13 protein-coding genes are annotated in these 20,018 nt (G+C 61.0%); all 13 read right to left on the bottom strand.

Going from position 1 to position 20,018, the window contains the following annotated elements:
* Positions 1-13: 13 nt before the first annotated feature.
* The 13 genes from OK411_RS08770 to OK411_RS08710 all read right to left on the bottom strand — a co-directional run bounded on the left by OK411_RS08770 (position 14) and on the right by OK411_RS08710 (position 19,993).
* A complete protein-coding gene (locus OK411_RS08770) occupies positions 14-2,926 on the bottom strand; it encodes a glycosyltransferase family 2 protein (RefSeq protein ID WP_264364748.1) in 2,913 nt (970 codons plus the stop codon).
* Positions 2,927-2,981: 55 nt separating this feature from the next.
* Positions 2,982-3,719: a cephalosporin hydroxylase family protein gene (locus OK411_RS08765; protein ID WP_217879888.1), complete on the bottom strand. Its 738-nt coding sequence runs from the start codon at positions 3,717-3,719 to the stop codon at positions 2,982-2,984.
* 17 nt (positions 3,720-3,736) lie between these two features.
* On the bottom strand, positions 3,737-4,807 hold the full coding sequence (locus tag OK411_RS08760) for a class I SAM-dependent methyltransferase (protein WP_130901813.1): 1,071 nt from the start codon (positions 4,805-4,807) through the stop codon (positions 3,737-3,739).
* Positions 4,804-5,655 carry an NAD-dependent epimerase/dehydratase family protein gene (locus OK411_RS08755; protein ID WP_122505918.1) on the bottom strand — a complete coding sequence of 284 codons (852 nt, stop codon included), beginning with the start codon at positions 5,653-5,655 and terminating at the stop codon, positions 4,804-4,806. Before OK411_RS08755 ends, OK411_RS08760 begins: the two co-directional genes overlap by 4 nt.
* Positions 5,652-6,878 carry a class I SAM-dependent methyltransferase gene (locus OK411_RS08750; RefSeq protein WP_264364747.1) on the bottom strand — a complete coding sequence of 409 codons (1,227 nt, stop codon included), beginning with the start codon at positions 6,876-6,878 and terminating at the stop codon, positions 5,652-5,654. Before OK411_RS08750 ends, OK411_RS08755 begins: the two co-directional genes overlap by 4 nt.
* Positions 6,875-7,435 carry a dTDP-4-dehydrorhamnose 3,5-epimerase family protein gene (locus OK411_RS08745; protein WP_122505916.1) on the bottom strand — a complete coding sequence of 187 codons (561 nt, stop codon included), beginning with the start codon at positions 7,433-7,435 and terminating at the stop codon, positions 6,875-6,877. Before OK411_RS08745 ends, OK411_RS08750 begins: the two co-directional genes overlap by 4 nt.
* A complete protein-coding gene (gene rfbG, locus OK411_RS08740; protein WP_130901816.1) occupies positions 7,432-8,514 on the bottom strand; it encodes a CDP-glucose 4,6-dehydratase in 1,083 nt (360 codons plus the stop codon). Before rfbG ends, OK411_RS08745 begins: the two co-directional genes overlap by 4 nt.
* Positions 8,496-9,269, bottom strand: coding sequence for a glucose-1-phosphate cytidylyltransferase (gene rfbF / locus OK411_RS08735; RefSeq protein WP_264364746.1), 774 nt, complete (start codon positions 9,267-9,269; stop codon positions 8,496-8,498). The genes rfbG and rfbF overlap by 19 nt, the downstream gene beginning before the upstream one ends.
* A gap of 951 nt (positions 9,270-10,220) precedes the next feature.
* Positions 10,221-13,814, bottom strand: coding sequence for a glycosyltransferase (locus OK411_RS08730; protein ID WP_264364745.1), 3,594 nt, complete (start codon positions 13,812-13,814; stop codon positions 10,221-10,223).
* A 109-nt stretch (positions 13,815-13,923) separates the two neighbouring features.
* Positions 13,924-15,492 (bottom strand): flagellar hook-associated protein 3, encoded by a 1,569-nt coding sequence (locus OK411_RS08725; RefSeq protein WP_136492188.1) that lies wholly within the window; start codon positions 15,490-15,492, stop codon positions 13,924-13,926.
* Between the two features lie 13 nt (positions 15,493-15,505).
* Positions 15,506-17,551, bottom strand: a complete 2,046-nt coding sequence (gene flgK, locus OK411_RS08720) for a flagellar hook-associated protein FlgK (protein ID WP_071171415.1) — start codon at positions 17,549-17,551, stop codon at positions 15,506-15,508.
* A 25-nt stretch (positions 17,552-17,576) separates the two neighbouring features.
* A complete protein-coding gene (gene flgJ / locus OK411_RS08715) occupies positions 17,577-18,893 on the bottom strand; it encodes a flagellar assembly peptidoglycan hydrolase FlgJ (RefSeq protein WP_264364744.1) in 1,317 nt (438 codons plus the stop codon).
* Positions 18,894-18,904: 11 nt separating this feature from the next.
* The gene (locus OK411_RS08710; RefSeq protein ID WP_024012083.1) at positions 18,905-19,993 is read right to left on the bottom strand and encodes a flagellar basal body P-ring protein FlgI; all 1,089 of its coding nucleotides are present in this window, start codon (positions 19,991-19,993) and stop codon (positions 18,905-18,907) included.
* Positions 19,994-20,018 lie beyond the last annotated feature (25 nt).

Genomic DNA, 20,018 nt, shown 5'->3' with positions numbered 1-20,018 from the left:
CCTGTCGCCAGGCTTAAGCGAGCAACTGTGCCCAGTCCAGTGAAGCATTGTCATCGAGCACGAAGCCTTTGCCCTTCAGGCTCAGGTTCGCGTTGTAGGCCTGATCCTGAACGAATGCCGCCGGCCATTTTTCGCGCAGGGCCAGCAGCGCTTGCGGGGCGTCAGGCATACCGCCCTGATGGATGACTTGCACCGCCGGAGTCCATACCGTCAGATAACCGGCCTGCCCGGCGCTCAGGCACAGATCGACATCGCTGAAGCCTTCGGCAAATGTGCTTTCGTCCAGACCGCCGAGCGCCTCGTACAGCTCTTTGCGGACCATCAGGCACACGCTTGATACCGCCGAGTAGTTTTGTTCCACCGCCAAGCGATGCAGGTAACCGTCGGTATCGTGATCTTCACCAACGAAGGGCGAATCGACCCCGCCGTTCAGGCCCAGGATCAATCCCGCCTGGCTGATCTTGCGATCACGGTCGATCAGTTTCGGCCCGACCACGCCAACCTCTGGACGCAGAGCATGGTTGAGCAAAGAGTCGAGCCAGTTCGGATTGACCACTTCCGCATCGGCGGCGAGCAGCACCAGGTACTCGCCCCGCGCCTGACGACTGGCCGCGTTGAACAATCCTGCTTCGCTCAACGTCCGGTCAGTGCGCAGCACCTGCACTCTGGAGTGCTTGTAAGTGCCGAGCCAATCATTGATCTCAGCCGTCTGATCCGCAGCGGTGGCGATCAGCACTTCATAGTGATGGTAACGGGTACGCAGCAGCACACCTTCAAGGCAACGTTGCAGCACCGCCAGATCGCTGCCCGCCGGAATAACGATCGATACCAGAGGCCGATCACTGTGGTGGTAGTCGATCTGGTAAACCCCTGGAACCGCTGACGTCACTTTGGCCTTGTAGCCGCGATTGCCCAGATGGCGCAGCAGCGCCAGGCGCTCGTCAGCATTCTCGACCAGCTCTGGTGCCTGGCTGATCAATAGCGGCTCGTCGAGGTGAGCCAGGCTGTTGAGCCCATGTTCTTCGATAAGACGCAGCAGCACATCGAGCTCCAGTGCCTGATTGAAATCAGCTCGATAGCCGCCGATTTCGACCAGCGCATCGCGTCGTACCAGCCAGTGCCGCGCCATCAGCGTTGGCAGGCTCAGCAGCAGATCAAGGTTGAAGCCCGGCCGGAACACGTCGGTCAGGGCACCGTTTTCCTGACGCTGGATTTCGTCGGTGGATACCGCGCGGCAATCGCCGGCGTTCATCAACTCCAGGCTGGCGCGCAACAATCCGCTGGCAGTGAACTCATCACCGGCTTCAGCCAACAGCAGCCAGTCACACGGTGATTGACGAGCGCTTTGATTGAGCTTGTCGATCAGATTGCCCGCGGTCACTCGGACAAAATGCAGGGTGTTCTGTGCCGTGGTCGCGGCGGGCGCTTCGCCGGTGGTGAACACGACAATGCGGAAGGCCTTGCACTGTCCTTCCAGCAAGCTGTCGAGAGACACCTGAAGCTTGTCGATGTCGTCGTCCAGATCCAGCAGGAAAATGCCGAACTGCGGCCCGCCGCCATTCACCGCCAGATGTTGGCCGATTGCCTCGAGGTGAGCGCCGGGCGCACGTGCGGCCAGCCAGTTGAGCAGGCGACCGGACTGCATCTTGTCCATGACCGCATGATGGTCATCGACGGTCAACGCTTCGAGACGCTCGATCCAGGCCTGCATCGCTTGCGCCTCTTCGGCTTGGCCCATCGAAGTCAGCTGAGCCGCCAGCCGCTTGATCACGGTGCGATTGAACGCATTGAGATCGTGAGCCTGCCACAAACGATCGAGAACGCTTTCCGGGGTGTCGTTGTTGCGTGCTTGCAGCAAGTGCGCCTGACGGGTCCAGACGCCCTCCAGGCCTTCAAGTTGGATGCGCCCCGCCGGCATGGCGTGCAGCATGAATTCGAACTGCGCCAGGCGGTCGAAAAATGCCTCGTTGTAGAACGGCATTTCCACGTACTGCAAAGGCCCGAAACGACGATCCGGGTACTTGAGCTCCTGATTCCAGGTGGACTGGATGATCAGTTCCGCGGTCAGCGCTCGATTCGATTGCAGGCTGTCGACCATTGCCTCGAAGCTTTGCAGGGCAAGCGCTTTGCCCTGCTCGGCGTCCAGCCCTTTGATCTGGGTTGGCAGCGCGGCAAGGAACTCGGCAAAGGCTTCACGCTCGGCCACCGATTTGGCATCGACGTAGGTCAGCGAGTGATACACCTCGGTGCTGTGCTCGGAGGCACCATAGTTGATCTCCCGAACCACATAAGGGATCGGCAGAATCCGTGCTTTGGCACTGGCCAGCAGGAAATAGACATGGCCGATTTCCTGCCACTGGAAGCTGGTGCCGGGTGGCAATGCCGAGTGCCAGGTCTTCATCAGATCAGTACGGGTCACCGCATAGAACGGCGGGATGTACTGGCTCATGTAATCGATCACCCGCTCCTGAGCCTGTTCGGAGCAGTAGTCTTCCTGGACCTTTTTGTCGCGGCGGTAGTAGCTGACGCCACCGGCCAGCGTCAGGTACATCAGGCAGTAGCCGTGGCACATGCCGTAATCCGGATTGGCCTGCAGGAAACCCACGGATTCGGCCAATGAATCATGCAGGATGAAGTCGTCATCGGCCGCCAGCACCATGTACGGCGTGGTCAGTTGCTCGACACCATAGGCCAGTTTGGCCTGCATCCCCCAGTACGCGAATTGCGGCACATGATGGTAATCGACGGCGGAAAAATCGCCTTCCGGACGTTCCGGCGAGGAGTCGAGCACCATGATCTTGCAGGGCAAGTCGCTGTAATACTTCACAGCCCGACGCAGGAACGCCGGTCGGTTGTGGGTAATCAGCACCACCGTCAACAGCTCATCAAGCGGTAGCGTCAGTTCAGAACTGTACTTGCCTTGCATAACTTCTCTCCACAACCGGCGACTCGCCGAAACAACTCTGGGTAAATGTTGCGAATTAACGAACGCGACGCAGGTAGCCGTCCGGCGCCACGGTGATCAGCAGTTTGTTCTGCAATTGCTGGTCGATTTCGAAGTCCTGGTTCTCTTCCAGGTACTTCCACACGGCGGTTTTCGGGTTGTCGCCCGGGCCCCAGGGACGATCCGGGAAGAAATCGGCTGGCATGTCTTCAACCACGGTGTCCATGACCACGCAATAGCTGTCGACCGATACCAGCGGCGCGTAGAGACGCAGTTCTTCGAGCACGTGATCGTGGGTGTGGTTGGAGTCGAGGACCAGAATGACTTTCTTGCCTTTGGCCGCGGCCTGCACCTGAGCGGCAATGGCCGGGTCGATGCTCGAACCTTCGATCATCTTGATGCGCTTGGCCATCGGGTGGCTTTCGATGGCTTCGCGGTTGTGCGGACGAATGTCGAGGTCGATGCCGAGCACTTCGCCGTGGCCTTGCAGCTCGAGCAGCGAGGCGTAGTAGATGATCGAACCGCCGTGGGCAATGCCGCACTCGATAACCAGGTCCGGCTTGACCTGCCAGATGATCTCCTGCATCGCCATCATGTCTTGCGGCAGCTGGATGATCGGACGGCCCATCCACGAGAAGTGGTAGCTGTATTTGTGCTTGGCCGATTCGTTGAAAAATTCCCGGGCCAGGCCGGTCAGTTTGGGGTCGTCACCTTGCTGGGCGATCTGCTCGCGGCACTCGGCTTCGAAGGCTTGGTTGATGCTGTTGTCGGTCATTTTGGTCATCTCAAGGGTCACTGAAACGAAGCGCTGTCGACGGCGTGATAGACGTAGCGTCCACCGGTCATCCGCTTGATCTCTTCGAGGTAATTGGAATTCATCACAAACAGGTGCGCGCCTTCCGGCAGCGCATCCATGGCCTCTTGCGGCGAGGACACCCGCGCGCCGCTCAGCGGCAGATAACGCCCCTGCTTGGCCGGGTTGATATCGACTACGCGATCGACCGCGACGCCGGCGCGTTGCAGGTACAGCGAATAGATCACGCCTTTGGACGAGGCACCCCAGATCGCCGAACCCTGCGCAGGCGCCGAGCGGATGATCTGCACAGCGCGGTCGAGACTGGCGCTGAAATCTTCAGGCAGAGTCAGGCGCGGCACCGGTTGTTCGGGTATCAGGCGCAACGTCGACAGATCGGCGACGATGTACAGATACTGGCCCCCGAACAGATGCCCGGCCTCATGCACCGTGCCGAACATCCGGCGCAGGTCATCGAGACGGAAATAATTGACGTGTTCGTAGAACAGGTCGAACCAGGCCTTGTGCTCGAGGATCCAGTCCAGGCACGGCACTTCGATGTAGATCTGCCCGCCCTGATTGGCCTCGGCGATCACGGCCAGAAAGCTCACCGGGTCTTCGATGTGCTCCAGCACATGACGCAGCACAATGGCGTCTGCCGCCAGGCCGAGGCCGCGCGTGAACGGCGCCTTGATCACCTCGGGATTGTCGCCTTCATAAGCCGGGTCGATACCGGTGATCGAATAGCCCAGGCCTTTGAGCAACTCGAGAAAGTAGCCCTTGCCGCAGCCGACTTCGATCAGTTCCTGGCCCTTGAAGTGCTTGGCGATGATGCCTTCGACGTCACTCAAATGCTTCTGGAACTGACCGGAGTGCGCCTGCTCGTTCTGATAGTCGGCGTCATAACTTAGCTTGTCGGCATCGAACGCGGCGTTGAAAACCAGACCGCTGCGCTCGTCCTGAACCAGCAGCATGTCGGCGCTGGCCGAGGCACGCGCCGATTCGGCATCGGCGAAAGTGCGGTTCTGCAACACCGGCAGGCCGGTGGCCCGGTACAACTCGTGCCTCATGGCGACTCTCCCAATAACTGTTGCAAGCGCTCGGTGACGGCCCAGAACGCCAGCGGTTCGTGGGTCGGATACGGGTAGTGGCCGAGGTTCAGATCCAGTGTTGCGCCACGCTCACGCAAGCGCTGTTCGACCAGCGCACGCACCGACACCGGTTGACCGCTGGCGCAGTTGATCACGCCGTCGAACTCGCGCTGATGGAGGATCGCAGCGAGATGACTTGCGGCGGTTTCAATCGCGAGGAAATCGCGCAACTGCTCACCGGCCGACATGTTGAACGACGCCTCGCCAGCATCGATTGCCCGGTCCAGCGCGGCCAACAGGCTGTTGGGGTTCTGCCCTTGACCATGCAGATAGAACAACCGCGCCCACTGCAATGTGAACGGTTGCTCCTGCTGCAAATTCTGCAGAAACAGGTGCAGCGTATGTTTGGCCAGACCGTAGGGATTGCTCGGCCGTGGCTCGGTCGACTCGCTGAGCGGACCGCTCTGCATGCCGTATTCGAAGCAGGTGCCGGTCACCAGCACCTGCGACACGCCTGCCGCGACCACGCTCTTGATAAAGCGGTAGTCGGCCATCAGGTTATGCTCGAAATGAAACAGCGCCCGATAGTTCGGCAGCCCAGGCCAGGCCAGATGCGCTAGTACGTCGATGCCTTCGGTCAGCGCGACAACATTCAGGTCGGCAGCGTGAATGTCTGCCGCGACGAATTCGACGTGGTTGATCCATGGCATGCCCTGCGCCGTTTCTGCGTTGCGCGCCACCGCGCGGACTTCGCAGCCGCGCGCAAGCAATGCAGCAACCAGATGCCGACCGACAAAGCCCGTGGCGCCAGTGACCAGAACTTTCACAGCACTTTCAACTCAGGCACGGCGATGACGAAGCGCCCATCCCACTGACGCACCTGCGCCAGTTGCTGACTGACCTCTTGCAGCAGGTTCCACGGCAGCACCAGCACGTAGTCCGGTTTGTCGATTTCGATCTGCGCTGGCGCCACGATCGGAATGCGGCTGCCCGGCAGGAACTTGCCCTGCTTGTGCGGATTGGCATCGGCCACCCAGGCCAGCAGATCCGCTTTGACGCCGGCGTAATTGAGCAAGGTATTGCCCTTGGCTGCCGCGCCGTATCCAACCACACGTTTACCGTCGGCCTTGGCCTGCAACAGGAAGCGCAGCAGGTCATGTTTGATGCGTTCGGCAGCAGGCGCGAGGGTCGCGTAGTACTCAGGGGTTTTTACCCCGGCAGCGAGTTCGGCCTGCAATTGTTGCTGAACTGCCGGGAGAACAGCGCGGTGCTGGCCGTCCTTGCGCTGCACGAATACGCGCAGCGAGCCGCCGTGAGTGCTCAACTGGCTGACGTCGAACACTTCCAGGCCATTGCGCTCGCACAGGGTCTGCACGGCGGTCAGTGACAGGTAGGAATAGTGTTCGTGATACAGCGTGTCGAACTGCGCGCCAGCCATCAGCGTCAGCAGTTGCGGAAACTCGAAGGTGGCGACGCCGGTCGGCTTGAGCAACGTCGCGAAGCCGGCGAGGAAATCGTTGATGTCCGGCACGTGCGCGAGCACGTTGTTGGCCGCCATCAGGTCGGCGCTCCAGCCTTCGTTGCGCAATTGCGTGGCGGTGTCGCAGCCGAAGAACAGCTCACGAATCTCCAGGCCTTTCTCGCGTGCAGCCTGTGCGGTGCTGCGAGTCGGCTCGACGCCCAGGCATGGGATCCCGCGCGCGGCGACGTATTGCAGCAGGTAACCATCGTTGGCGGCGACTTCGACCACACGACTGTCGGCGTTAAGCCCGAAGCGCTCACTCATCTCGGCGACATAACGCTCGGCGTGATTCAGCCAAGTGCTGGAGAACGAACTGAAGTAGGCGTACTCGGCATCGAACAGGCTGTCGGCACTGGTGTAATCCTCGGTCTGCACCAGCCAGCATTGCTGGCACACCGCGACTTTGAGCGGCACCCATTGCTCGGCCTGCTCCAGGCGATCGGCGTGCACGTAGGCGTTGGACGGCGGCGAAGTGCCGAGGTCGATCAGCGGCAGATTCAGCGGTGCTGCGCACCCACGGCAATTCATAGACGCACTCCAGCAAAGTGTTGATCGAGCGCAGGATGGCTGGAATCGCGCGCTGACAAATTATTGACAGGCAACGGCCAGGCAATCGCCAGCCGAGGATCGTTCACCGACAAGCCGCCCTCGTGCTCCGGCGCGTAATCGGCGCTGTGCAGATAGAGCAATTCGGCGTCTTCGGTAAGCGTCTGAAAGCCATGAGCGAAACCGGCCGGAATCAACAGGCTGCGGCCATCGCCCGCCTTCAAATGCTCGGCATGCCAGTGCAGAAACGTCTCCGAGTCCGGGCGCAGATCCACCGCCACATCCCAGACCTCACCGCGCAGGCACGTGATCAGTTTGGCTTCCGGGGCGTTGGCATTCTGATAATGCAGGCCACGCACACTGCCCTTCTCGCGGGTGCAGGAATGATTGATCTGGCGGATATGAAATTCATTGCCGAACGCACTCAGGCTGCCCTCGCAGAACAACCGGGCGAAGTGCCCGCGCTGGTCTTCGAAACGTTTGTGCTGAACGCTGAACAGGCCGGCCAATGGCAACGCTTGCAGGGAAAACTCGCTCACAGCGCGCCTCGGTACAGATTCAATTGGCCCAGAGTTACGGCGCGCATGTCGTCGCCGTTCTGCCAGGCCAAGTGCCAATCGAGGGTCTGCGCCAGGCACGCCTGCAACGACCAGCGCGGCTGCCAGCCGAGCACCTGCCGCGCACGACTGCTGTCCAGACGCAGCAGACCGGCTTCGTGCAATTCACTCGGCTCGATGCGCAAACCACGGGCCTGCGGCCAACGGTTGGCGAGCAGTTCGACCACTTCACCGACGCTGCACATGTCGGCCTCACCGGGACCGAAGTTCCACGCACCGGCGTATTCCGGGCCGTATTCGTAAAGCGCGGCAGCCAGTTGCAGATAACCGGCCAGCGGCTCCAGCGCGTGCTGCCACGGGCGCACCGCTTGCGGGTAACGCAGGGTCACTGGCTCGTCGGCGGTCCATGCCTTCAATACGTCGGGAATCAGTCGTTCTGGCGCAAAATCACCACCGCCCAGCACATTGCCGGCGCGTGCGGTCGCCAGGGCCAGACCATGTTCGGCATGTTTGTCCGCCGGGAAGAACGACGCGGCATACGACTGCGCGAGCAATTCGCAGCAGGCCTTGCTGCTGCTGTAAGGATCGTGGCCACCGAGGGCTTCGTCTTCGCGGTATGGCCACAGCCATTCCTTGTTGGCGTAGACCTTGTCGGTGGTCACCAGCACGCAGGCCCGCACGCCGCCGACCTGACGAATCGCTTCGAGCAGATTCAGCGTACCCATGACGTTGCTGGAATAGGTGCCAAGCGGATCGCGATAGCCCTCGCGCACCAGAGGCTGGGCCGCCAGATGCAGGACGATTTCCGGCTCGGTCTCGGCGATGATTTCCAGCAAGGCACCGAGGTCACGCAGATCGCCGCGTTGATCATTGATGCCTTCGCGCACGCGCGCCAGTTCGAACAGGCTCGGCTCGGTCGACGGATCCAGAGAAAAACCGCTGACCTGCGCACCAAGGCTTTGCAGCCACAGGGTCAGCCAACTGCCTTTGAATCCAGTGTGTCCGGTGACGAGAACGCGTTTGCCACGCCAGAAATCCGCACTCAGGCCCATTGCTTCCATGGGGCCTCCCCGTTCTGCCACAGCGCTTCGAGATGGTTCTTGTCACGCAGGGTGTCCATCGGATGCCAGAAGCCTTCATGCTCGAAGGCCTTCAGTTGTTCGTCCTGAGCCAGACGGGCCAACGGCTCGGCTTCCCAAGTGGTGCTGTCATCGCTGATGTAGGGCAGCACTTTTGGCGACAGCACGAAGAAACCGCCATTGATCCAGCCACCGTCACCACGGGGTTTTTCAGTGAAACCCAGCACCTGGTCACCTTGGCGTTCAAGCGCGCCGTAACGACCTGGCGGCTGCACCGCAGTGACGGTCGCCAGGCGGCCGTGAGCCTTGTGATAGCCGACCAGCTCAGCAATATTGATGTCGGAAACGCCATCGCCATAGGTGAAGCAGAACGCCTCTTCATCCTTGAGATAACGCGCGGCACGCAACAGGCGGCCACCGGTCATGGTTTCCTCGCCGGTGTCGATGAGGGTCACACTCCACGGCTCGCTGTAATTCTGATGGACGTCCATGCGGTTGTTGCGCATGTCGAAAGTGACGTCGGATGTATGCAGGAAGTAGTTGGCGAAGAAGTCCTTGATCGCGTAGCCCTTGTAGCCCAGGCAAATGACGAAGTCGTGGATCCCGTGGGCGGAATACTGCTTCATGATGTGCCAGAGAATTGGCTTGCCGCCGATCTCGATCATCGGCTTGGGCTTGAGGTGCGACTCTTCACTGATGCGCGTGCCGAGACCACCCGCCAAAATTACTGCCTTCATCGTCTCCCCTCTCGTACGTCACCGGGCTGCGCACTGCTTTTTGAGCGTTGCAGGCCTTCTGGCTAAACCTTCTGCCGCTACGGGCGCAGGAGGAAACACCGCGAGCGCTCGTTTTATGGCGATTTGTGGGGCACTTGCAGGAAACGCGCCAGCTCAGACTCGGGTTTTCGGAGATGGCTGATAGAGGCGTCGGTGGAAGTGGCAACAGAATGACGGACGAGCTGAGGGCGTGGAGGAGCAAGAGATCAAAAGCCAAAGCAAAAGATCGTCCGATCGCGGCCCGAGCCTTCGCCAGTTCCTACAGTTGGATCGCGTGCATCCAGCAAGAAATGGGTCGGCTGTCAGGCCGCCTTCGCGAGCAGGCTCGCTCCCACAGAACAGCAAGAGCAAGAGCAAGCAAAAGATCGTCCGATCACGGCCCAAGCCTTCGCCAGTTCCTACAGTTGGATCGCGTGCATCCAGCAAGAAATGGGTCGGCTGTCAGGCCGCCTTCGCGAGCAGGCTCGCTCCCACAGAAAAGCAAAGCAGCGCAGCTGCCCGCGGCAAAGCCGCCCCACTCAACAATGAGCGCAAGCTCGAGTACCGCTTTTGATCTTGATCCACCGGCGACGTCGGAAGGCTGAGCGGAGGGATTGATCCGGGCGTGGGAGCGTAGCGACCGTCTGGCGCAGCCAGACACAGCGGAAGGAGGTGCAGCGAAGCAAACCGGAGCCGCTGCGCCCGGATCAGTCCCGCAGCGAAGGGACCCGAGCCTGCGAGGGCCGAACGTAGGAGCAAGCCTTTTGGGTTACCTTTTTGGCGTTTGAAAAAGGTGACCCGCCGTAAGGGCGGAACCGTAATCAGCAACACCCGCAGAAACGGATCTACACCCAAAACCCCAACAGCCTGGTCGGCCCAAAGGCCGCCAAGGCCCAAAAAAAGGCAACCCCAAAAAGCCGCCTATATAAACGATCAATCCGCCAGCCAGCCATTCTCCCAATACCGCAGATTGTCACCACGCAACACATAATCGCGCATGACCACCTCGTGCAGCTCGTCACCCATGCGATAACTCGCGTCAGGGTCGGCCAGATGCATGCGAATCGCCTGCAGCCATTCATCAGTGCTGTTGGTCTTCACCCGCGTGCACGGCAGGTAGCCCTGATAGGCTTCGGTGTCAGTGCAGATGACCGGATAACCACAGGCGCCGTATTCCAGCAAACGCAGATTGCTCTTGCAGTCATTGAAAATGTGAAACTCCAGTGGTGCCAGAGCCAGGTCGAGGTTAAGACTGGCCAGCTTGGCCGGATAGACGTCCAGAGGAATCACACCGTGGAACTCGTGCATGTACGGACGCAGGTCATCCGGGCACATGCCAAAGAATACCCAGTCAACTTCGTTGGCCAATTCACGCACGACATCGGCAATCACCGCCAGATCGCCATGGTGGCTGGTGCCTCCGCCCCAACCCACGCGAGGTTTTTTCGAGGTGCGGCGCTGCCCCCGCAGACCGGTCCAGAGGTTTTGCGCAAGCATGTTGGGGACTACGCGAATGTCGTGATGCATGTCCGACAGCGCATTGGCCAGTGGTTGAGTCGACACCACCACGCGGTCGCACAGGCTGATCGCCTGGCGCACCATCCGTTCCATTTCCTGCTTGCTGGGCATGTTGCGGATATGCGCATTGCGATGCGGAACATCGATCACATAGTCATCCAGCTCGAAGATGCGCCGGGCATGGCAGAACTTTTTCAGCGGCGGGATTTCATCGATCGCGCCCTGGGAATAGCGCCCTTGCAGGACGATGACATCCGGCGACTGACGCTCGATTTCAATGATCGACGGCAAGCCGTAACGAATACACCCTTCGGCCCGGTTCGCCGCTTCCAGCTCTATCAGCGGCTGACTCATGCGGTAATGGCCAATGGCTGAGGCATTGATCGGCACAGCGAGTACGTTGGGCAATTGCGGCCTGGAAAAAGCAGTCCACCCCGTACGCAGGCCCGGCTCAAGGCTGAAACTGGTCGCTCCGACGCCCTGCAGTGACAGGTTGACGTTGAAGGCCGGATCGCGGGCAATGCGCGGCAGCCAGCGCTTGTAGAAGATCTCCTGCTCGTGCAAATGTTGCTGGCCTTGCTCAGTTGTCGACTCGACAGTCGGGCGCACGCCCTGAGCCAGCAAGGCATAAGGCGTCCACACTACCAGGTAGCCTTCCTGGCCGATGCGCAGGCACAGATCCACCACGTTCAGCGCCTGCTTCAAATCCTCTTCGTCAAGCCCTGCCACCGCCTCGAAAACCGTCTTGCGCACCATCAGGCAATCACCGCCGACTGCACTCAGATCGTGGGTGGCCTGCAGCCGGAACATATAACCGTCCGACTGCAGCGACTGTCCATAAAATGGCAGCCCGACCGCGCCCTGCATCCCCAGAATCATGCCGGCATGCAGCACATAACCATCCGGGTTGAACAACTTGGCGCCGACCACGCCGACTTCCGGGCGCTGCGCATGATTGAGCAGTTCGTCCAGCCAGTCGGCGTGGGTGATCACTGCAAAGGTATTGAGCAGCAGCACATATTCGCCACGAGCCTTGGTCACGGCAAAATTGTGCAGGGCAGCCATGTTGTCCGGCTGCGGGTACGTCAGCACGCGGATTCGGTCACCACCCAATTGCGCGATGCCGTCCAGCCATGCTCTGGCCTCAGCGGTTTCGCTGCCGTTGTCGACCAGCAGCAGTTCGTAGTCGGCGTAGGCGGTTTTTTCCAGCACGGTCTCGACACACCGCTGCAAGGCAGCGGTCTGATCCCGGGTGACGATGATGATCGACACAAGCGGACGGCGCGCGTGCCGATAGTCGACACGATTGAGCAATTGGCAACTGCCACGGCGGATTTCATGGGCAACGCCAATGCGTTGCAGATGCGCTTCGAGCACACGAGGGTTCTGTTCGATGACGCCTGGCTCGGCCAACCACCGCGACAGATCGAATGGCGACTCCAGCAGAACTTCGGCGACATGCCCGATCACCTGGGTGCCGTCGCTTTCGACCATGCGCCACAGCATATCGTGAGGAGCCAGTTCGGTGAACGTCGTGTCAAAACCACCCAGCGCCAGAAAGCGTTCGCGCTTGAACGCCAAGGCGCGCCCGACATACGGGTAGCTGCGCATCAGATCAAGGTTGAAATCGGGTTTGAAGGCGGGTTCCACGGACTCACCGTCGCGCAGACCGCCTTCATCGCTGTACACGCAACCGAGCGACGGCGAGTGCGCAATCCGGTCAGCCATGACCAGCAAGGCCGGCACCATCAGCCGGTCACCGGCCTGCAACAGGTAGAACCAGTCGGCGCCCTCCAGTTGGGGCAACAGAGCGTTGATCTGACCCAGCCCGTCACCTTCCAGTGGCATGTGGAACACGCGCCCATCCAGCGTCGCCTCGTTACAGGAAGCGGACAGCACCAGAATCAGTTCAGGCGCATAGTCCTGCCGAGCAAGCGCCTCAAGCGTGCGCTCGACTCCATCGCGACTGCCCTGGGCATCAATGACGATCGGCACTATTCGCGGCTGTTGTGGCCAGGCGGCCAGAGTTTCCGGCAGTAACTTGCGCTGCCCTTCAGTGAGACTGCGGCACTGCAGCCAGTGCGCGTAGAGTTCGGCGAAGCTCCAGCTATCGATGCCGACGCACCACTCCTGGCGACTCTGCTTGGTACCCAGCGTACGGCTCAGGGGCAGCTCTTCCCAGACGCGCGGCATTGCGTCAGCCTTGGTCAGCGGGACATAGCGCACCCAACCCGGCGCTGGCGCCGACTCGCCACTGCGCGCCTTGAGCATTTGCAGAATCCACTCGCGCTCGACCTCGACCGCGTCTTTCATCGGCTGCTGAGCACTCAAGCGCTCCGGATACAGCCGCTCGGCACTGAGCACGGTGTTCGACATCGCCAGATTGCCGCGTCGCAGCAGGCATACGTACAAGGCGAAATCCAGGGTGGCAACAAAGCAGTGGCCGTCCTGAGTCAGCGCCGGCAACAAGTCGACGAGGTCCGAACGACGGAACAAGGCGCTGGAGAAACCGCCCAGCACATTGACCGGAAATTTTTCGAAGATGCCCAGCAGGTCATCACCCTTGAACAGACCGCTGGCCGGTGACAACGAAGTGTTTTCAAGGCGCGCCGGCAGAATGATGTCGTCGGCGTCCCAGAACAGCCGCTGAGCCAGCACCAGGCTGACTTCCTCACGCAACATCTCGTGCGCCTGCTGCTCGATGCAGGCGGCATAGAGATGGTCGTCGTCACACATGAACTTGACGAATTCACCCTGCGCCTGATCAAGGCACGCCTTGAGATTGCCGACCAGGCCCAGTGTGCGCGGGTTGCGCACATAGCGCACGGCAACACCCGAGCGCTCGGCCACAGCGCTGACAATCCCTTCGATCTCACGACCACGACTGTCATCGCAGACAATGATCTCAAGAGGCGCGTATGTCTGGCTGACGGCGCTGTTCAATGCCCGCTCGAAAAAGCGCGGATTGAACGCAGGGATGGCAATGCTGACGAGAGGAAGTGAATTCACGGCGGGCTCACAGGCGGTACGAGCCCGCTCGCAAAAACGAGCCCTTGATACCGCAAAAAATCATTAACAGAGGCACAACGTTGGCGGGCGCTCACGCACCCGCCAATCATCAGATCTTGTTGAACAGACCCAACTGACTGATCTTGCTGAACGCCAGTTGCGCGGCTTGCAGCATGGTCTGTTGCAGGGTCAGACGGGTCATGACTTCAGCCGGATCGGAATCACGGATCGAACCCTGGGTCGTGCTGTTCGCCGTGGTCAGGCTGTCGTTGGTGATGGCCTGCATGTCCAGCGCCTGGCCGCGGGCACCAATGGTGGTGACTGCGGTGCCGATCTGGTTGGAAGCGGCATCGATGTTGCCGAGGCCTGCCTCCATCGCGCCCTGCAATTTCTGCTTGGCAACCGGATCGCCATCGACTGGCGTATTCAGCGCGGTGATCATCTGGCCCAGGGTGTCGAGCACGTTTTGGGTCTGATGATTGTTCGGCTGGATCGAGAACTGATCACCAGCGGCCGGCGCGCTGCCCAGCGCGAATGTCACACCGGCAGCGGTGGCGTTACCACCGGCAACCGTGCCCGAGGAAACCGGCTTGCTGTCGGCGGTCACTGGCGCGGCATACAGATCGAAATCGGTGGCGCTGGTGAATTTGAGCACTGCTCCGCCCTGCGGGAAAGCTGCGGTGTAGGCTGCCTGATCGGTGATGGTCGAACCGGTGATCACGCTGGTCGACGGGTTACCCGGATTACGCGTGGTGGTGAACGAGTCCGGCGAGGCCGACAGCTGAAAACTGTGCCCTGCGATAACGGCGTCCGGATTGGTATCGCCGGCCTTCAGGTTGACGTTCAGCTTGAGATCGACGCCGCGGAAACTGACGGTCTGGTTGGCGCCGCTGCTGTTGCTGATCAGGCCATTCTGGCTCGCCTCGGCGGTCACATCGTTGCCCAGCGCATCGGTGATCTTCAACTGGGTGCTGCTGACGAAATCGACGGTGTACGGCTGCCCGGCAGTGAACTTGGCATCGTAGGTGGCAACAGTGCCGACGGTGCCGTTGGACAGCACGACACGGCCGTCATCCACAGCTGGCGCAGTCATTTTGGTGTTGGTGCGGCCGGTGTTGATGGTCTGCTGGAACGCGTCCCAACCGGTGGTGTTGGTACCCACGGTCATGCCGTCGCCGATGCCCAGATCGATGGTGGTCTGGTCGCCGTTGTAGCTGAACGTGCCGTCAGAATTCTTCGAGTACGGCGCGGTATCGGTTTTCGAACCGGAGAACAGGTAGTTGCCGTTGGCATCCTTGGCGTTCATCAGGCCCAGCACTTGCTGTTGGATCTCACCCAGTTCCGAGGCGTAAGCCTGGCGGTCCTTGTCGGTGATCGTGCCGTTGTTCGCGGCCAGCGCAAGTTCCTTGGCCCGTGCCAAAGCCGTGGTGATCGAATCCAGCGTGGACTCCTGCACGGTCAACGCACTTTTGGTGGTGTTGACGTTGGTCTTGTACTGATCGAGCATCGCTGCCTGCTGGCCCAATTGCAGCAAGCGCCCGGCACCGATCGGATCATCGGCGGCGGTGTTGATGCGTTGCAGGCTGCTCGCCTCGCTCGCGGTGGCGACAGCCTTGTTGAAGTTACGCTGATAATCCGAAGCTTGCGTTCCGTAATACTGGGCGGTGGAAATGCGCATGAATTACGACTCCTTAAAGGCTGTTGATCAGCGTGGCGAAAGTTTCCTGCGCAGCTTTGATGATCTGCGAAGACGCTGTGTAGTACTGCTGGTACTTGACCAGGTTGCCGGTTTCTTCGTCCAGGTTGACCCCGGAAAGCGAATCGCGGGCACCCTTGGCGTTCTCCAGAATCGCCGTGGTCGCGGCGCTGTCGGACTTGCCTTGGGCGGTCTTGGTACCGACGTTGGTCACCAGGGTGTTGTAGGCGTCGGTCAGGCTGATGCCCTTGCTCGCCGAACCGGTGTCCACGGTCTGTTTGGTTTGCAATGCGACCAGTGCCTGGGCGTTGCGGTTGTCCGAAGACGCCGCGCCGGTCAGGTTCATGGTGAAGGTCTCGCCGGTTTTCGGCGTGCCGCCCACGGTGGTCTGCACGGTGAAGGTCTTCTGCACGTTCGGCGTGACCGTAGTGTCCATCACCGGGTTGCCGCTGGCGTCGACGATGCCGACCTTCAGATTCAGCGTGTTCGACTGGCCGGGCACGATGGTACCGGTGCCAATGGTCGCGCCCTTGGCGTCGACCAGGTTGTACGATTGGCTGCCGCCGCTGGCTGCGCCGAACACCAGTTTGACCGGCGTCGAATTCTTCAACGCTGCCTGCATGTCAGCCTGGGCGGTCGGGTTGTAGATGTCGATCTTGTCGCTGAGCGTCGGCTGGGTGTAAGTGCCCAGACCGTTGGCGCTGGCGACGCCGGTCAGCGGACCGGCCGCAGCGATTTTCTTCGGATCGGTCAGGACCGTCTGAATGCTCGCCGCCGCGTTGCGGGTCGGCGTGATTTTGAACGAGTCACCCGCGCTCAGCGCGCCGCCATTCAAGGCCAGGGTGAAGCCGTCGATCACTGGCGGCGGATTGGTCGTAGTGCTGAATGCGCCCAGATCGGTGCCGTCGGAACGCTTGACGGTGTAATCGGTGGCACTGGTGAAGGTCACCTGATAGTCGCTGGTGGTCAGCTTGCCGGTGTCCTTGATGGTCACATCGAGGTTGCCCGAACCGGCGCTGTTGCCGTCCTTCGCAATGCTGCGCTGACTGATCAGAGCGGCACTGTTGATGTTGTTGAAAATCGCCGCGCCGAAGTCACCGTTCTTGTCGATGCCCTGGGCTTGCTGGCTGTTGATCTGATCGGCAATCACCAGGGCCACGCGACCGAGCTCGTTAAGCGACGGGTCGAGGACTTCCTTGCGATAGGTCAGCAGACCGCCGATTTCGCCACCGCTGATCACCGAAGTGATGTCGATGGTGCTCGAACCGCGATCCATCTGGATCGACATGCGCGACGGGTCGGTCTTGCTCGCAACCATGCTCAGGCTGTTGGTGGTGTTGCCGATGACCAGCGGCTGGCCGCTGCCGACATAAATGTCGAAGCTGGTGCCGCGCTCGACGACTTGCGCACCGGTCAGCTCGGAGAGCTGACGCACGGCTTCGTTACGGCTGTCGAGCAGGTCGTTCGGCGCCCCGCCACTGGTGGAGATTTCGCCGATCTTCTGGTTGAGATTGGCGATCGCCGTGGCGAGTTTGTTCACCTGGGCAGTCATGTCGCCGAGGCTGCCGTTGATCGTGGTGTTCTGGTCGTTGAGCTGCTTGGCCAGGGTATTGAAGCGGCTGGTCAGCGCCTGCGCGCCGGTCAGCACCGACTGACGCGAAGTGTCATCGGTGGCCGACGTCGATACACCCTGCATCGAGGTGAAGAATTTCTGCAGCACACCGGTCAGGCCGGTGTTGGTGTCCGACAGCATGGCGTCCAGCGGCGTCGCCTGCTTGAGAAACGCAGCCGATTCGCTGTCCAGCGAAGTCGCGGTGTGCAGCTGCGATTCCAGGTACGAGTTGTACACCCGGCGCACGTCGGCCAGGGTCGTGCCCGTGCCGATGAAAACGCTGCCGTACTGCTGCGAGGACTTGGTGCCCTGCACGGTTTGCTGACGTGAATAACCGGCGGTGTCGACGTTGGCAATGTTGTTGCCTGTCGTAGCCAGAGAGGACTGGCTGGCCGACAGTCCCGACATCCCGATATTGAGCAAACTCATGGTTCAGACCTTATTACCTGGTGCCTTATAAAGGCGTGGTGGAGACACCCGCCGCAGCGTAGTTTTCAAAACTGTTCATCTGCTTGGCAATTTGCGAAATCTTCGTCGCGTAGTTCGGGTCGGTGGCGTAACCGGCCTTCTGCAACTCGCGTACAAACTGTTCTGGGTTATCGGCCGACTTCAGCACTTCTTGATAGCGATTGTTGCTCTGCAGCAACGTCACCAGATCGTGGAAGCTGTCCTTGTACGAGGCGTAGGAACGGAACTCGGCCGTCTCCTTGACCATCGCGCCATTGCGGAACTCGCTGGTGATCGCGCGGGCCGAATCGCCCTTCCAGTTACTGCTGGCCTTGATGCCGAACAGGTTGTGGCTGCTACTGCCATCCTGAGCGCGCATGACCGATTTGCCCCAACCGGTTTCCAGCGCCGCTTGCGCCACCAGATAACGCGGATCGACGCCGATGCGGTCGGCGGCTTCCTTGGCCATCGGCAGCATGGTGTTGACGAACTCGTCGGCGGAACTGAAGGCCTTCTTCGCCGGTGCCAGCGGAATCTGCACCATGGCGCGGCCGTAGACCTGCATCTGCCCGCCAGCGGCTTTCTGCTCTTCGGCACGGGCCAGCCAGTCGCCGTTGTACAAAGCGCCGGAGCCTGTGACGGCGGTAGTCGCAGCCCGTTGCGGCAAGGCGTTGGTCGCTGCGGCCGCAGTGCTGGCACTGGCCACGCTCGGCGCCGACGGCACCAGACCAGCGAGCAAGCGATCGGCCAGTTTCGGCGGCAATGCCAGACGCCGCTGGTTGATCAGCGCCATGTCGTTGCGATGGGAAATATCGGTGTTGTTCGGCGCATGCACCGAGCGCGATGCCCACAACGGACGCTCGCCGTTCACGCGGGACAGCGGACCGGTGGCGACGGTGCCGGCGGCAATCGGCGTCGGCACGGCGGCGGCCTTGGCCAGCGCTTCCTGCTGCTTGGCGGCGGACGCGGCCGCAGCCTCGCCCGGCGCCATCGGTTTGTTCTTCGACATCTGCCGGATCAGTACGTCGGCCAGGCCGATACCACCGCCCTCGCGGGACATAGAAACCGCCAGCTGCTGGTCGTACATTTCCTGATACTGCTTGGCCGCCGGTGTGTTCAGCGGATTGTCCTGGCCGAGCGCTTCGGTGGCCGAACGCATCGACTTGAGCATTTCGCCGAGGAACAGCGACTCGAACTCCTGCGCAACCTTGCGCATGTTTTCGTCGCTGTTCTTGTCGCCGACCTTCAGCTGGTTCAGACGATTGAGGTCGGAGTAGGAACCCGAATCGCTGCTGCTGACCAGACCGCTTTTGCGCATATCCATGGTGGCCGGCCTCAGATCACGATCAGGTCGGCTTGCAATGCGCCGGCCTGCTTCAGAGCTTCGAGAATTGCCATCAGGTCACCCGGTGCTGCGCCGACCTGGTTCACCGCACGGACGATCTCGTCGAGGGTGGTGCCCGGGCCGAACTTGAACATCGGTTTGGCTTCCTGTTCGGCATTCACTCGCGAGCGCGGTACGACGGCGGTCTGGCCGTTGGACAGCGGGCCCGGCTGGCTGACGATCGGGTCTTCGGTGATGGTCACGGTCAGGCTGCCGTGGGTCACGGCGGCTGGCGACACTTTTACGTTCTGGCCGATGACGATGGTGCCGGTACGCGAGTTGATGATGACTTTTGCCACCGCCTGACCCGGATCGATTTCGAGGTTTTCCAGGATCGACAGGTAGTCGACACGCTGGCTCGGATCCAGCGGCGCAGTCACGCGCACCGATCCGCCGTCGATGGCTTGGGCGACGCCAGGGCCGAGCATGTCGTTGACCTTGTCGACGATACGCTTGGCGGTGGTGAAGTCGGAGCGGTTGAGGTTCAGCGTCAGGCTGTTGCCCTGGTTGAAACCGCTCGGCACCGCACGTTCCACCGACGCACCGCCAGGGATGCGACCGGCCGACGGAACGTTGACGGTGATCTTCGAACCATCACGGCCTTCAGCGTCGAAACCGCCAACCACGAGGTTGCCCTGAGCGATCGCATAGACGTTGCCGTCGATACCCTTGAGCGGCGTCAGCAGCAAGGTGCCGCCGCGCAGGCTCTTGGAGTTACCGATCGAGGACACGGTGATGTCGACCTGCTGACCTGGCTTTGCAAACGCTGGCAGATCGGCACTCACCGACACCGCCGCAACGTTCTTCAACTGCACGTTGCCCGATCCCGGCGGCACCTTGATGCCGAACTGCGAGAGCATGTTGTTGAAGGTCTGCAGGGTGAACGGGGTCTGCGTCGTCTGGTCACCGGTGCCGTTAAGCCCGACCACCAGGCCGTAACCGATCAACTGGTTGGAGCGCACGCCGGAAATGCTGGCGATGTCTTTCAGCCGCTCGGCGTGTGCGGTGAACGCCGCAGACATCAACAACGCGGCCACCATAAGGCTTTTCAGATTCAACGTAGCC

It is taken from the genome of Pseudomonas sp. RG1 (assembly GCF_025910115.1).
Taxonomy (GTDB): Bacteria; Pseudomonadota; Gammaproteobacteria; order Pseudomonadales; family Pseudomonadaceae; genus Aquipseudomonas; species Aquipseudomonas atacamensis.
This window is presented reverse-complemented; position numbering and strand designations above follow the sequence as displayed.